The following is a 14968-nucleotide window of genomic DNA, read 5'->3' on the forward strand; positions in this document are numbered from 1 at the left end:
GACGTCGCGTCATGTTTCCGTTGTGAGGCCGGGAAGCGGTGCGGGCACGGACTGGGCGAGCATGGATCGCCGAACACGCCGGCAGGGCGGGGCCGCCTCGTCGTCCCCGCCCGCGGTCAGTGGCTCTGGGGCGTCCAGGAGTCCGGCAGGTTGAGCCGGCGGTGCATGTAGGCAGCGGACATCAGCGCCATGTGGTGATGCCAGCCCGGATACGAGCGGCCCTCGAAGTCGAGCAGTCCGTAATCCTGTTCGAGCCGCTCAAGGGTCTGCACCGACCGTGCCTGCAACTGCGTCAGCTCCACGACCTCATCGAGACGCCGGTTCACCATACTGGTCAGCCATAGGTTCAGCGGCCGGCCCGACCGGGGGGAACGGATGCCGAGCAGGCGGTAACTCCGCTGGACAGCAGGATCCGCTCCCCGCCCCGCAAGATGCACGATGCTGGACTGGATGAGCGGGGCGTTCGCCTGCCCCTCGCGCGAGGTGTACACATCCAGGCCCGCGCGCTCACTGTGGACAGGATCGAAGAGCTTGCCCGCATCCATGACCGCCGGCCATCCACTGCCGTCCTGTTGCTGGGCCCGCAGCTGCCGGCCGGCGACCACCGGCAGACTCGCCGGCACCCCGATGACGAAATCCCGCCCCTGCAGACTTAACCCACGCGCCAGCGTACTGGTCCCGCAATGCGTACTCAGATCAGCGACCACAGGCACCTCGGCCAGTTGCGTCCGGTCCCCCATCGCCCGGATAAGGTCCAGGGCGCCCCCCTCAAGACTCCGCGTAGCGGCGTCTGGCGGAATACGCGTGCGGGTGCGGCGCTGAGAATCCTCGATCCAGATCCTGGGCAGCAACAGCCGCCAGCCCACCGGCAGCGCATCATGGTCCGTGACCACAAAGGCCCCAATGCCTATCTGACAGTTGACCGATCGCCCGGTGCCCGGGATGAAACGTCGGTGGACACCACAGGAATGCTCCCCCCGCTTACGCAGTACAGCCACATCGACAGTCCACGCACGAGGAACCGTGCATTGCTCCGCCCACCGCATCAGCTTCCGGCACACCGGCTCCCACGGCCAGGGACTGGCATTGACGAACTGATGCAACGACTGCGCCGCCGTGGCCGAATCAGACAGAGACTGAGCAAGCCTGCGCACCGACTTCTTCCCTGGCGTACGCAGAAGTGCCATCAGGTAGGCATGGGCCCAACGGCGCTGGTCAGCACGCGGCAAATGACCGAAAACCTGCTCCGCGAAGTCAAAGGACGAGGCCCGCGGCCCTAGCGATCGAGACGTAAGCACAGCGCAACTCCCCTGTCGGCCGGGTGACGGGCGAACACCCAGAAAGAATAGCGGGCGCCCTCTTTTTTTCACCCCCCTCCATGTCCCGTCCGGTCCACTTCGCCACGCGTTCAGCACACATGTCCGCCATAAGGATTCCGCCGTACTACTCAGCCAACTCCGACTTGCCCCGACCCCCCGGGCCCACCAGTCTGATCCCTACGCAAAAGCCGGACAGATGCGGAGAGTAGATGGTCAAGCAGGCGAGGGCACTGCGCACTCGCACACTCCTGATTAAAGCCGCCGCCCACGCGTTCAACGCAGACGGCTTCCACGGCGCCTCCCTGTCGCAGATCTGCAAGAGGGCCGACATCTCCATGGGCGCACTCACTTTCCACTTCTCCAGCAAAGCCGCACTCGCGGACGCCGTCGAAGAAGACGGCTGGAGCACCACCCGCACCGTCGTCCAACGCATCAACACGCAAACCGCATCCCCCCTCCAAAGCCTCACCGACCTCGTTACCGCACTCAGTCACTTACTCGAAAGCGACCCACTTGTCCGCTGCGCCGTACGCCTCTCCCGCGAACGCGCCCGCACCAACTGGACATATCTATGGCTCCCCGCAGCCACCCGCCTCACCCTCGAAGCCCACAGGAGCGGCCATCTCAACAGCACCATCCATCCCGACGACGTCACCACCCTCATCACTCTCCTTCTCAACGGCACCCAACACCTCCACGCCACCGCCAACAGCAACACAACCGCGCTCTTCCAACGCAGCTGGAACCTCGCTCTCAACGGCATCACACCCCCTGACGTCCCTTGTCCTCATGTGCCGCGGGAAACGAGACGGGTGACTCCGGCCGCCCGCGTCACCACCGGCCCCGAACCCCGGCCAGGACGGCAGCGATCGCCCTGCCGAACCGGGGACTGTCAACTCAATGAGGTGACCGGGGTGGCGGGTGAGCCCGATGCGGGCCGCTGAGAGCCTGCGCCGAAAACGACGCCGAAGGCCTGGAGGTCCCGCTTCCCACGGCTGGTCCGCCGCGCGCGGCCGGTGCCGGCCGGTGCCGGCCGGGGCCGGGCTCATGACGGTGAGGCAGACGCATCTCAACGCGGCTGCTTGAGGGGAAGCGGCCGCGGTTCCGGCACCGCCCGGCAGATGCGGGCGGTGCCGGAACCGGTCGCGTCAAAGCGGACGACCCGGCGGATCCCCGGCGCCGAAGACGCAGGAACGGCGTGAACCGTCCCAGGAGTTCTCCCAGAGCCACACGATCGCCGGGCAGGTCCCGGTGCAGCAGGGAAGCGACGCCGGTGGGACGACGCTGTCACTTCCCTGCGCTCTGCCACTCGAAGCCGCCCTGACGCTCCCGAGGTACCTCGATCCCGACCGGGCCGCTCGTCCCTGGACCGCTTGCCGTGGCGGGAGTTGGCGCCGTTCCTGCCCGGCCGACCGTGCGTGTCACCGCCGCGACGGCCGGTCACCTCGTCGGCGAGGGGCGGCCCGCGGCAGCCGCTTCGCCGTCCGCTGCGGCTTCAGGAGCAGCAACGGCCCGAACCGCCCGTGCCGACCCGTCCGCCGAGGATGTCGTCGTCGTGCCCGGCGGCGATCCGGGCCCACTGCGCGGTCGGCCGTCCGTCCTTGCGGAACTGCTGGCCGAGGATCTCGTACGGCTGCGGCCAGCCTGCCGGGGAGTCCTCCCAGGTCTCCTGCCGCCCGTGGACGGTCATGTCGAGGATCCCGTAGGAGGGCGCCATGGCCTCCACGCCGCGGCCGATGGTCCAGTACGTCTCGTAGACGCGGTCCCCGTCGCGCAGGTAGCACGCCTTCATCCCGAAGGGGCGCCCGGCGACGAGCCGTTCGTGAGACTCTGCGGGTACGGAGTACCAGGGCATGTCCCAGCCCATGAAGCGGCGGTACCGGTCGGACTCCTCGTAGGGGCCCTGGCAGAAGACGGCGAAGGTGACGTCACGCTGGTGCAGATAGGACAGTTCGCGGACCTGGCCGGTGAAGAAGGTACAGCCCTCACACTGGTCGGCGGCGGGGCGGCCGTCGTGCCACATGTGATACGACACGAACAGCTGGGTGCGCCCCTCGAAGACGTCGAGCAGGGGGACGGTACCGCTGCCTGCGACGAGCGGAGTCGATGGGTCCACCTCGGTCATGGGCAGCCGTCGCCGCGCGGCGGCGATCGCGTCGCCCTCTTTGGTGTGCGCCTTCTCCCGGCCGCGCAGGGTGTCGATCGCGGCCAGCCACTCCGTGCGGGAGACGACCGGCGGCATGTTCAGTGCAGTCATGTCCGTACTGACCCTGCCGGCCGCAGAAACTCATCGCTCGACGGATCAAGACCGCTGAACGGAATGCGGACGGCTTCCGAGCGGGCGTTCCACATGAGCGAATCACGTATTGCATCCCGATGTGTTTCTCGCCGGGTGGGCGTCGTCCCGTCCGCCTCGCGCTCGGTGAGGTTGCCAGTCGACGCGAGGTGAACCACGGCTCCCCCCTGTCCGGGCCGCAGCGGCGGGGCGCCGCGCCCGCAGCCACAGGGATGAATCCGTCGCCCGGTTCGGCACACCACGGCCCCAACGCACCGGCGAACGGCTCGCCGGGACCGCCCGCGGGCGTCGGCCGACGCGAGCCGCGGCGGCCCACCAGGTCGCGGCCGCGCGGCTCAAGGCGGGACCGGGTCGTCGTGGTCGCCCGCGCGCGCAGGAAGCTCCCGCAGACCGGACAGGGCCCCGAAAAGAAGCGCACGGAGCAATCTGTGAGAAGCCATCACCCCCTGCGTTGCCCGACGATGACAGCGGCGCCGACGATCTCGGCTCCACCAGCCCATCGGTACGCGACTGGAGGATGCCCGTGTTCGTGTCCGGCACAGGACGAGGAGCCCGCGACCGCAGCACCGCCCACCGGGGCTTCGAGCACCCGCTGGCCTTCTGGACCGGCACCCTCGCCTGCACCGCGGGTGTCCTGCTGCACCTGCCCATGTATGTGAGCGCCCGGAGCATGGGCTACCACATGAACGGCATGCGGCCCGACACACCGATGATCGTCGGGATGATGCTGATCGGCACAGGACTGCTCGCGGTGCTGTACGGCCTCGTGCCGCGCCACGCGAATCAGATCCGGCACAGTTCTGCGCGCATCCGGATCCACACCCTCGACGACGCGCCGATCAGAGGCCAGCACGTGGCCCTCCTGATCGTCCTGGCGATCGCCGTGACGATCGACGTGATGAAGCCGACCACCCTGTCCTTCGTCGCACCCGGGGTCGCACAGGAGTACGGCCTGAAGTCGCCCATGAACCCGCACGGGCACATCCCCGTGTCCTGGCTGCCGCTGGCCGGCATCACCGGCACGGTGATCGGTTCCCTGCTCTGGGGGTGGCTGGGAGACCGAATCGGGCGCCGGGCGTCCCTGCTCTTCGCCGGCATGCTCTTCGTGACCACCTCCATCTGCGGCGCGATGCCGGGGTTCTTCTGGAACCTGGTGATGTGCATGCTCATGGGCATCGGCGCCGGCGGCATGCTGCCCATCACGTTCACCCTGCTCGCCGAGACCGTACCGGCCCGGCACCGAGGGTGGCTGATGGTGCTCATCGGCGGCGACATCGCGGGCGCGTACGTCATCACGAGCTGGCTCGCGGCCCAACTCACCCCGACCTACAGCTGGCGGATCCTCTGGCTGCTCGGCCTGCCGACCGGACTGCTCTTCATCGCCCTGAACCGGTGGATCCCCGAATCGCCGCGGTTCCTCCTGGCCCGTGGCCGCCGCAAGGACGCCGAAGAAGTGCTCGCACGCTACGGCGCGGTCGCCGAGGAACGCGAGGAGCAGGAGAGCGCGGTCCGCGAAGCGGTCGAACGCGGCAGCTACCTGACACTGCTGCGCCGTCCTCTTCTCTGGCCCACCGTCGCGATCACCATCCTCGGCCTCGGTGCCGGACTGATGACCTTCGGCTTCCAATTGTGGGTGCCCACCAACCTGCAGCATCTGGGCTACTCGGAAGTGAACTCGGACTACGTCGTCCGCAACAGCGCGCTCATCGGCCTGCCCCTGACCGTGCTCACCGCGTGGATGTACGGCGTCTGGGGCAGCCGGAAAACCCTCGTCACGGTGTCCGGCGTCACGGGACTGACCCTCATCGGCTTCATCCTGGCGGGCGATGCCCTGGCCAAGGACCACCTGCTGCTCTCCATGCTCCTCGTGGTACCCCTGTCCGGAGTCAGCTCCGTCGTCGCCGTCATGGCGGGATACGCCGCCGAGGTGTACCCCACACTCGTGCGCTCACGCGGCTCAGGGTTCGCAGCCGGCATGACCAAAGCCGGCGGCGTACTGATCCTCTCGCTCACCGTCGCGGCCGCGACCGTGCCCTCGATCGGCACGACCGCCCTCATCGGCGCGGTGCCCTTGCTCCTGGCGGCACTGGTCTTCCTGCGGGTCGGACCGGAGACCAGGGCCCGCGGGCTCGAGGACATCCACCGGGAGCTGATGTCCTCCCGGCCGTGACCGGGACAGGTGGCACCGCCTTCCCGGGCGCTCACCCCCGTGACCGACTCGGTCCGGCGCGGGGCACACGTCGAACTGCCGGTCCGCGAACCGGGCCGGGCGGAACAAGCCTTTTGCGTCCCCTCAAAGTGAAGCCGGATGCCCCGCAGACAGCGGCGGCTGACGCCACCGCCGCGACCGCCGGGGCCGGGGCCGTCAAGGACACGGACGCAGTCCTGCCCGCTGCGCCGGCCTGCCCGACCGGCACCAGAAGACGCAGCGGGATGCCCAGGACCGGCACACGGGGCACAGCGCCGGTCCTCGAGGCCCCCGCATCGTCCACGCCCCCACCGTGCACGCCAGGCTTCCGGCCTGGAACTCCTCCCAAGACGACTGCGATCGGCACCCCCGGCAAGACCTGCCCGGCCACCACAGCAGCCGCACAGACGACCGCGCGACGCCCTCAGGAGGCGGACTCTGCGGCGGTGATCAACTGCCCGCCTGCTCCGCCCGGGCTCCACACCCCTCGACGGCGACCAGAACACACGCCCGCGCCACGAACCGCAAAGACCGCTGCCGCTGCGGCAGCGCGGCGGCTTTCCGAACGGCGAGGTCCAGGACACCGCCGAGCCCCCCCACCCGGCCCATCACGACCCCCGCAAGGCCACCAGGGCGGCACTCCGGCCCGAAACACACCCCGACGACGCCCGGCCACCTCCCCACCGTCGGCGACGTCACGGGCCGCACCCCCACCGTCTCCCTTTCCGGGCCGGTGCAGCCGCCACTCGCGCGGCGCACGAACCCGGGCACCAGGCCCCCCGGCACATCCCCGCCGAGTACGGCGCGGTCTGCACCTGCACCTGCACCTGCGCCACGCCCCTGGCCCAGAACGCGCCGACGGGCGGCGGCACCCCAGCCCGGCCTCCGGCGGACCCGACCGGCGGCACCATCCACCGGCTGCGCAACCAAGGACCCCTCCCCCTTGCGATTCCTCCCGACCCTGAAGGGGCCCCTGCCCATGACCGAGGCCCAGCAACACGACTCCCTCTCCACACCCGCCTACCGCACTGCCCGAATCGACACCGCCAGCCTCACACGGCAGCACCCGGCGGACGCGGACCTTCCCGTGCCCGCATGCCTGGGCTGGACCGTGCGCGACCTGCTCGGCCATCTGTTCCAGATCTACCAGACAGTCACCACCAACGGCCTGGGCGATACTCCCGACCTCCCCCCGCCCCGGCAAGACCAGCCCCCTGCAGACCCCCTCAGCAGGCCTCACTGAACCAACCCCCGCCAGGCACACCCGCCCCGCCTCGCAACCCCCGGGCCCCTCAGCCCGCACCAAGCGCCCTACACGCGCCGCACCTACCGGCCACAAGCAGCTCACCCGCCACCACAGCGCCCTGCGCCCCACCACCCCGAACGCACGCCACACCCGCGCCGCCGCAACCGTCCCGGGAAACGGCCCGGGCCGGCGAGATCCGCACCACCACGTCCCCCCCTCTCGCAACAACTCGCAGAGCACCTCGCCAGCGCCGACGCGTCCAACACCGTGGACGGCAGGGCGAAGAGCCAGACGTGGAACCGTCCACGGCGCCGTCGCCACCGACACGGAGATCCACGACACCGTTCCGACCACCCCGATATTCCGCCTGCGCAGGAGATACGCCGGAAACCCGCCGCCAAGACCCCGACACCCCCACGCCTGTGGGACCACGACCCACGCATCGGCCACCACGACCGTCGCAATCCCCCACCCCCGCGCGCCGGACGGCCGGCCGACTCCGAAGGCACACCGGCACACCCACGTCCGAGCCTGAGGGCTCCACAAGGAGCGGCCCCGGCAAGCGTTGCCGCTACCAAGACTTCCCCGGCGGCTGACCACCAGCACCGTCAGGAGCCCACAGTCCACCGGCCTGGGCACCGAACACCTCGTCCAGGCCGGCCAACACCAGCAGCAGCCGCAGCCGTGGCCCCACACCCCGCAGAACGAGAGTCCGACCGGCGCGCTGGGCCGTCAGCCGCAACCGAGCAAGGTGGTCGAGGTCGACCGCCCGCGGCTGCTCCACAGCAGACACATCACAGACGACGACCCCCGCGTCAGGGCGATCAGTCAGCAGCGCAGCCAACTGATCGGTCAAAAACACCCCCGCACCCAACGGAAGCGGCCCCAGACAGAACTCTATGGATTCCATACACACCAAGACCTCTGAGAAGCCCCGGACTCATCGACACCGACCGAGGGCCAAGCCCGCCGCGGCACCCCACGCGCAACAGTGGGAGCGGCCGGCTCCGACCGGGTACACGACGCGCGGTGGCCTTCGGCGCCGGGACGCTGCCAGGCCATGAAGACGGAGCGCTGCGCCGGTGGCCACTCGTGGACTCCTACGCCCCCGCCCGGGACGTCCCAGCCGCTTTCCGCGCAGTCGGCCCTGCAGCAGTACGCAACCAGAGCACCCCAAAGGTGCCGCCCGGCCTGCTGCGGCCCCCCGACCTGCGCAGTACCAGATAACCCCCGGTCACACCGATGACTTCGAGGCCCTGACCGAACGGGTGCACGCGCTCGGACCTGCCGCGGTGGTCACCGGCAGCAAGATGCGGCAGCGGCACAACACTCAGACGCACTCGCAGCGCTGCCACCGCCACCGCCACCGCCACCGCCACTGCCACTGCCACTGCCACTGCCACTGCCACTGCCACTGCCACCGAGCATCACGGCGAACGGCGTCCGGGTCCGACCTCCCTGCATGCCATCGTCGATCACCCCGCCGATGCCGGCCTGGAGGCGGCGGGCGTGCAGACGACGGCCGACCTCGCCGACAAGCAACGAAATCTCCCGGACGAGGTCACCGAACTCCCGCTCTTCAAAGGCCACTTGCTTTGCATCGGCACCCTGCTCGGTCTCCGGTGATGACCGGGGTCCTCACCTGTACTGCACCCACGTTCCCGCCGCCCGCCGCCACCGCCTGACGCTCCCCCGTCCACGAAGTCCTCATCCGGGTGCCCTCCTGGCTCAGCCGACCTGACACCGGGCGCCAGCCCACTAGACACGGGTGAGCGTCCGCCGCACGGTGCCGGAACCGTCCGCGTGTGACCGCACCGCCCGCCAGACCGTCCCGCGGCCCCAAGGAGCCGTCCGGCGCGCTGGCGCCCGCGCGCCAGGCCCTCTCCGAGTTTCGTTCGGTTCTGAAAGCGTGCACTGCGCGGCTGCCGCCGGACCGCCCGGCTGGACCGGCCGCACCATCGAACCGGCCGGGCCGGCACATCTGGACGGCGAGGCCCTGGACGCGTACCTGAAGGGATCCGGTCCCGGCTCGACCGTCGAGCACCAGGACGCCCGCTTCACCACGGCTGTTGGGGAACGCCTTCTCGGCGCGCTGCGCGTCCCCGGTGACGGCCGTCCGTACCGGGGCGGCGCTGACTTCGCCCAGGCCGTCTTCATGGAGAGGCTGACTTCGGTGCGGCGGTCTTCGCTGACGGTGGTGACAGGCAGACCATCGACGACCGTGGACTGGGCAGGATGCAACGAAGCTGTACACAGCCACTCCCCGGCCCAGGGGTAGTGCGCCGGTGCGGCCCCCATGGCCCGCACTCGGGGAAGAAACCTCAAGCCCGACGCCCGCGACCGCGCACAACGATGCTGCGCATCGGGAAGACGAGCCTCAAGGCCTGTCTCAGTCACGCGTTAGGTCCACGGCCACGGCCGATCGAGTGGTGTCGAGTGACGCACGACGAGCACCAGGCACGGGCAGCGCGATCCGGAACCGGCCCTGGCGCGCAGAGTGCCGTCGGCCCCGCCGACGCCCGGAGGCGAGAAGTTGACGACGGAAGAAGATGCCACCCTCACCGGGAAACTGCCGGAAACCGTCGCCTCTTGGTGCGGGGCACATGAGCGGCACCTGCTGCCACCGCCCTGAAGCCGTGCCGGGAGCGCCAGGAGAGGACGGACCAGCGGGACTGGGCGCAGAGCAGTGAGCCGGTGCTGAACCAGGAGGCGGTGCAGAGCAGGCAGAGGGCGGAGCCGATGGCTCCCGCGGACAAGACGCTGCCAACCGATCCGACGGACAGGACGCTGCCCACGGAACCGACGGAGAGGACGGATCCCACGGAGCCGATGGACAGGATCGAGTCCTTCGACCCGAGGGAGAGGAAGGATCCGCTGCGGTGTGATCTGGACATACGGCCATCGTGCCAGCCTCATGCGGCGGGTGGATTCGTGTGACATGGCGCAGTCGACGCGGGCTTCGATGACAGCACGGTGGGAGAAGCGGGCGGCGATCACGCCGGCGGATTTGGCGGTGTACGGCCACATCGGGGCGACGCTGGTGGTCCGAGGATGTCCGCCGCAGGCCGCCGCCTGACGTCGGGCAGGGCGGATGTCCCCGGGGCCCCGGCGGCCGGATTCCGCCGGAGTCTTCGGCGCTGCCGTCGGGCGGAGGCTCAGCAGAGGTCGGTTGTCGGCGATCGGTGGCTCGGCGGCGAAGAGCGCGCTGTGGCGGGGGCGAGGCGGCCAGGGCGCACCGCCGCCGTATCTGGCTGTTCCGCCCACGCTTTGGCCGTGTCTTCGGTGGGCGAGGCGGTGTCCACCAGGCGGCGCGGACGTCTGCGAGCTGCCCCTGGATCACGCGACGACGGGGTTCTTGCGACCCGTCCCCCTCAGCGCACGGGCCGACAGGAGGCGGAGCACGAGCCTGCGAAACGCTTCCACCTGGTGTGCGCCCGGCCTCGAATTCCGGCCCCGTGCCCCCGCGACGGCGCGAGGGACGAGGCCGATCAGGAGAGAGCCGCCGGCCGTGAGGGAGACGGCCGCCATGAGGGCGGGGCGCCGGCCGCGCCCGCCGGCGAGCGGCACAGGAGGACGCCGCCGAGCAGGCGCATCAGGACACCGACACCGAGGACGGCGAAGACGCCGAGGAGGGAGTGAGGGAGTCGCCGGAGGGGAAGAACTGGGCGGCGAACAGGGGCGCGAAGAGGCCGTAGCCGAGCCTGTCGAAGGATTCGATGAAGTTGCCGACGACGGTGGCAATGACGGCGCGGCGGTGCGCCTTGTTCGCAGTGTGCGGGGTGGCGGACAGGGCAGGCGGTTTCTTTCTCAGACGGCGGCGGCGTAGCCGTGCGCGGTGATCCGCCTGCCCGCCTCCTCGTAGTAGCCGGGCTCGGTGGGTTGTGCGGTGGCCAGGGAGCTGACGTAGCGGTTGTACATGCAGAAGGCGGCCGCGATGAGCACGGTGTCGTGGATGTGGGTGTCGGTGGCGCCGGCGGCGCGGGCGGCGGCGACGGTCTCGTCGCGGAGGGGGGCCGCCTGGGCCTGGATCTCGGCGGCGATGCGCAGCAGGGCCCGGATCAGCGGGGTGAGGGGGGCGGTGTCCGGATCGTGCTGGACGGCCTTGACCAGGTCGATACCGCCGTCGAGTTGGGCAGCTGCGGCCGCGCCGTGGGTGTCGGCGCAAAAGCGGGTGGCGTTCAGCTCGGAGACGTGGGCGGCGATGAGTTCGCGTTCGCCGCGGGTGAGGGGCGAGGGGCCGCGCAGCAGGGCGTCGGCGAGGGCGTTGAGGGGGACGGCCGTGTCGGGGCGGTCGGCCATCAGTCCCCTGATGCCCGGGAGGTCGCTGGCGATCTCGATGTGCGGCACCACAGTGTCCTTTGCTGCGCGGGGTTCGGGTCCCTCATCGTGGGCAGGCGCGGGCGATCGGGTCAACTTCGTTCGTGCGGTGCCGCATTGGCGTTCAGCGTGCTCCGCCGCGGCAGGCCTGCCGACGGCCTTCCACCGGCGGCGCATGCCGGCGGTCTCGGCGGGACCCTCACGCCGGCGGAAGGCGATGACACCCGGGAGCTCGCCCCAGGTGGTGCCGGCGGGTCGCGGCGCCGGTGCCGGCGGCCTCTGCGACGGCTCTTCTGGCCGCCGGCAGCCTCCCGTGCGGGCCTCGCCTTGGCCTCGAGCAGGCCCCGCATTCTGGGAGTTGATCGCGCCGGCTGCGGGTTTGGACCATGAAGCGCCCGCCTGTTGCCCCTGGAAAAGGACGTGCTGGTGGCCCACATCGAGATCACGAACGGTCTTCCCGGCATCAGCGGTCTGTTCGTCCAGCGCCCGGACACCGCCGTGGTGCTGTCGGAACTCGCCGAGACGCTGCTGCGCAGTGGCCCGTCACCGCTCAGCAGGGGCGAGCGGGAGCTGATCGCCGCCTACGTGTCGAACCTGAACCGCACGGCCTTTTGTGCCGGTTCGCACAGCGCTATCGCCGCCGCGCAGCTGGAGGGCGGTGCGGAGCTGGTCGCGGCCGTGTTCACCGACGTCGACACGGCGCCGATCACTCCACTGCTCCGAGCGCTGCTGAGGGTGGCCGGCGAGGTGCAGGCGAAAGCGGCCCCCGTGTCTCACCAGGCTGTCGCCGCGGCCCGCGCCGAAGGCGCGACGGACACCCATATCCACGACACGGTCCTGATAGCGGCCGCGTTCGCCATGTTCAACCGGTACGTGAACGGTCTTGCCACCGCCGTGCCGTCCGATGCGTCCTTCTACGACCTGACGGCCGAAAGAATCATCCATCACGGGTACGGCGCCGCGCGCTGACACCGGTACCGTCCGCGCCGCCTGCCCCAGGAGGGCACCATGGCCCGGTCTGCCGTACACGCGCCCGACCAGGGCGGCAGGACCGCCCCGGTCACCGGCGCGTCCAGCGGCATCGGCCTGTGGACGGGTTCGGTTCCTCGCGGCAGGCGGGGCGCATGTGGTGCTCGCCCGCCGCAGCGTGGAGCGGGGCCGGGCCGCAGCTTCGCGTACCGGCGGCAGCACGGAGGTCGTCCGGCTCGCCCCGGCCTCGCCCGCCTGCGTACGTGAGACGGCGCAGGAGGTACGTGGCCGGCGCGGACGTCTGGACCCACTGATGCACCGGCGCTGAAACCGCCGTACCGGCGAACGTTGCCCGATACGGCACCAGCGGCTCACCCCCGGCGGTCGGCGGTTCCGGTCGGCCCACGTGTGGAGTCGCTCCGAGCAGTCCCGACCCCGAGGAGGGTGCGGGCGATGGCATCCTGCTTGCGCACCAGTGCCGCACGGTCCCTGAGCACGTCCGGGTGCTGGGTCAGCCACCGGCGCTGGAACACGGCGAGCCGGGTGTAGGCGACGCTCAGGTAGTCGTCCCTCTCCTTGCATCGGACGTCCGCTGGGGGCAGCCGGCTGCTGCCGGCGTCCTTCCCGGGCTGCGAGTGGGCCGCCACCTCGGACGGGGAGGCCAACTCGAAGCCTGCGCGGTGCATGCAGGCACTCCAGCGGGCGTTCGCGGCGCGGAAGAGGCGGTCACGCATGACCATCCCGAGCGCGTCCTGCTGTGCTTCCTGCAGCAGGATCTGCAGTTGCATCCACCGCACCCGCTGGTCCCCCAGCATGCGCTGCTCGGCCTCGGCCAGGCAGCCTTCAGCCGGTGCGCTCACAGAGAGCCGCTCGCCGTGAGCGGTGATCTGCTTGCCGGGGTCGCCGAGAAGGGCCCGGCCATAGGCCGCGCTCCGGCCCGTCGAGGATTCGGATCCATCTCGGGCACGGCCGCCGTACGGTGCGAGTGACTCCCGCCCGAAGGGTGTCGGCCACTCCTGCCCCACGTCGGACTTTGTGGCCGGCGCGGCAGGCCGGTAGCTGAGCCCGTGCCTGGCCATGCATGCCACGGTCAGGCGCTGTTGGGCCCGGGTGATGCGTGCGCCTGCCGGATCCCAGGAGTAGACGACCGCGTTGACGGGTGGCAGCCGGTGCAGCGCGTCGAGCGAGACCGGGCGTCGTTGCGGGTCGACGCCGCGGTCACTGCTCCATGTGGTGAGGGCGGAGACGCTGCCGACTGCCAGGCCGATCGCCAGCCAGATCCCGGCGGTGCGCAGGCCGCGTCGCTGCGATGCTTCGCGGCCTGCGCACCGGTCGCCTCGCTTGCGGATCAGAAGCACGTGATCGTCGTCGTGGGGCGCAGCCTCAGCGAGCTGCCCTCGTTCTGCTGGGCGGAGTGGTTGCCCGCGACCCAGTCGTTGGTGAGCTGGCTGGCGTGGACGGTGTGCCCGGGGTTCACGCAGAACACCAGGCCACCGCCGTAGTTGATGTCGTAGTAGTAGTGGCTCTCGTATCCCCCGGTGCTGGAGTTGCTGGCGGACTCGAAGTTGTCGTTCACCACCGCGCCGTTGCCGAAGTAGTCGTTGGTGAAGTTGGAGTCGCTGTCGAAGTACGAGTGCTTCGAGGTACCGATGTCGGCGTAGAAGACGCAGTGGTAGCCGCTGGAGCAGTATTCACCCGCCGACGCGGGCTCGGCGAGAACCACGGTGCTGCTGACGAAAGCGGCCGACAGCAGGCCCACAGCGATGCGCCTACGTGCGTTCACAATCATTCCCCTCCCTGGCGGCCGGCCGGGCTCCCCACCGGTCCCCGACGGCCCGCAACCTGTACAGCCCCGTGATGGAAGCTGTCCCGATGCCTCACAGCCTGGCCGACCATGAGGACGTAGCACTAGCCTTTTCGTTCCAGCCGAAAAGTGCTGGTCGGAAGGGTTATCAGCCGTGCAGACCGACACAGGGACAGACCTTTGGAGGGCCGGCCCGTTGCGCGCCGCTTCGCCCCCGGCGGGCCGGGGGCACACGCCGGGCCGCGCACGCCGAACGGCGCGCCGTCCGGGTGAGAGGGTGGCACGCCGCCCGCTTTCGAGAGCCGCTGGTGCCGGGAGTCTCGCCTCAGCGGCTGGTGCGTCAGTGGTGCCCGCGGCCATCCGCATGCGTGACACGGGTCCTGGCCGGGCTTTCCCCGAACGTGTACAGCGCCCGTAGGTGGCGGGCCAGGGCGAGTGCGGCGAGCAGCGCGACGAGCACGCACACGCCCCACCAGCCAGCCTGGCTCCAGACGTGTATCCCGAGCCAGGAACCTGTGCTGCCGCCCAGGTAGGCGCAGGTCATGTAGGCGGTGTTGAGCCTGCTGCGGGCGTCGGTGCGCAGGGCGTAGACGCGGACTTGATTGGCGACCATGCCGGACTGCATCGCGGTGTCGAGGAGCAGCGTGCCGAGTATCAGGGCGGCCAGACCCCATGTGCCGCCCCGGGCCCCAAGGGTGAGGATCACGGCTGAGACGAGGACGCCGAGCATGCAGACCAGGTTCACTGGATCGGGACCGTAGCGGTCCACCAGACGGCCGGCGAGCGGGGCGCAGACCATCGTCACTGCTCCGACCAGGGCAATCATTCC

At 70.3% G+C, this 14968-nt stretch carries 13 protein-coding genes; 5 read left to right on the forward strand and 8 right to left on the reverse strand.

Annotation, left to right across the window (positions count from 1 at the left end; all coding sequences use genetic code 11):
* Positions 1 to 116: 116 nt before the first annotated feature.
* Positions 117 to 1298: an IS701 family transposase gene (locus ACIPM1_RS29075; RefSeq protein ID WP_402439578.1), complete on the reverse strand. Its 1182-nt coding sequence runs from the start codon at positions 1296 to 1298 to the stop codon at positions 117 to 119.
* A 230-nt stretch (positions 1299 to 1528) separates the two neighbouring features.
* On the opposite strand from ACIPM1_RS29075, the gene ACIPM1_RS29080 reads away from it, so the two are divergent.
* Positions 1529 to 2263 (forward strand): TetR family transcriptional regulator, encoded by a 735-nt coding sequence (locus tag ACIPM1_RS29080; RefSeq protein WP_402439580.1) that lies wholly within the window; start codon positions 1529 to 1531, stop codon positions 2261 to 2263.
* Positions 2264 to 2814: 551 nt separating this feature from the next.
* Here ACIPM1_RS29080 and ACIPM1_RS29085 read toward each other — a convergent pair.
* Entirely contained in the window at positions 2815 to 3576 is a 762-nt protein-coding gene (locus ACIPM1_RS29085) for a DUF899 family protein (protein WP_402439582.1), read from the reverse strand.
* 568 nt (positions 3577 to 4144) lie between these two features.
* Here ACIPM1_RS29085 and ACIPM1_RS29090 point away from each other — a divergent pair.
* Together ACIPM1_RS29090 and ACIPM1_RS29095 are read left to right on the forward strand one after the other, a co-directional pair.
* Positions 4145 to 5785 (forward strand): MFS transporter, encoded by a 1641-nt coding sequence (locus ACIPM1_RS29090; RefSeq protein ID WP_402439584.1) that lies wholly within the window; start codon positions 4145 to 4147, stop codon positions 5783 to 5785.
* Between the two features lie 961 nt (positions 5786 to 6746).
* Entirely contained in the window at positions 6747 to 7046 is a 300-nt protein-coding gene (locus tag ACIPM1_RS29095) for a maleylpyruvate isomerase N-terminal domain-containing protein (RefSeq protein ID WP_402439586.1), read from the forward strand.
* Positions 7047 to 7620: 574 nt separating this feature from the next.
* Here the strand turns inward: ACIPM1_RS29095 and ACIPM1_RS29100 are convergent.
* The gene (locus ACIPM1_RS29100; protein WP_402439588.1) at positions 7621 to 7959 is read right to left on the reverse strand and encodes an STAS domain-containing protein; all 339 of its coding nucleotides are present in this window, start codon (positions 7957 to 7959) and stop codon (positions 7621 to 7623) included.
* A 999-nt stretch (positions 7960 to 8958) separates the two neighbouring features.
* On the opposite strand from ACIPM1_RS29100, the gene ACIPM1_RS29105 reads away from it, so the two are divergent.
* Entirely contained in the window at positions 8959 to 9327 is a 369-nt protein-coding gene (locus ACIPM1_RS29105; protein ID WP_402439590.1) for a hypothetical protein, read from the forward strand.
* 280 nt (positions 9328 to 9607) lie between these two features.
* On the opposite strand, the gene ACIPM1_RS29110 is transcribed toward ACIPM1_RS29105, so the two are convergent.
* Together ACIPM1_RS29110 and ACIPM1_RS29115 are read right to left on the reverse strand one after the other, a co-directional pair.
* The gene (locus ACIPM1_RS29110; protein WP_402439592.1) at positions 9608 to 9943 is read right to left on the reverse strand and encodes a hypothetical protein; all 336 of its coding nucleotides are present in this window, start codon (positions 9941 to 9943) and stop codon (positions 9608 to 9610) included.
* 913 nt (positions 9944 to 10856) lie between these two features.
* Complete coding sequence (locus ACIPM1_RS29115; RefSeq protein WP_402439594.1) at positions 10857 to 11396, reverse strand: carboxymuconolactone decarboxylase family protein; 540 nt, start codon at positions 11394 to 11396, stop codon at positions 10857 to 10859.
* A gap of 396 nt (positions 11397 to 11792) precedes the next feature.
* Here ACIPM1_RS29115 and ACIPM1_RS29120 point away from each other — a divergent pair, with 396 nt between their 5' ends.
* Entirely contained in the window at positions 11793 to 12335 is a 543-nt protein-coding gene (locus ACIPM1_RS29120; protein WP_402439596.1) for a carboxymuconolactone decarboxylase family protein, read from the forward strand.
* A gap of 371 nt (positions 12336 to 12706) precedes the next feature.
* Here the strand turns inward: ACIPM1_RS29120 and ACIPM1_RS29125 are convergent, their stop codons facing one another.
* From ACIPM1_RS29125 to ACIPM1_RS29135, 3 genes are all read right to left on the reverse strand, one after another.
* On the reverse strand, positions 12707 to 13693 hold the full coding sequence (locus ACIPM1_RS29125; protein WP_402439597.1) for a hypothetical protein: 987 nt from the start codon (positions 13691 to 13693) through the stop codon (positions 12707 to 12709).
* Entirely contained in the window at positions 13684 to 14118 is a 435-nt protein-coding gene (locus tag ACIPM1_RS29130; RefSeq protein WP_402439599.1) for a peptidase inhibitor family I36 protein, read from the reverse strand. The genes ACIPM1_RS29125 and ACIPM1_RS29130 overlap by 10 nt, the downstream gene beginning before the upstream one ends.
* 361 nt (positions 14119 to 14479) lie before the next feature.
* A partial coding sequence (locus tag ACIPM1_RS29135) for an MFS transporter (RefSeq protein ID WP_402439600.1) occupies positions 14480 to 14968 on the reverse strand: 489 nt, incomplete at its 5' end.

This window comes from Streptomyces sp. NPDC086766, from assembly GCF_044746005.1.
Classification (GTDB): Bacteria; Actinomycetota; Actinomycetes; order Streptomycetales; family Streptomycetaceae; genus Streptomyces.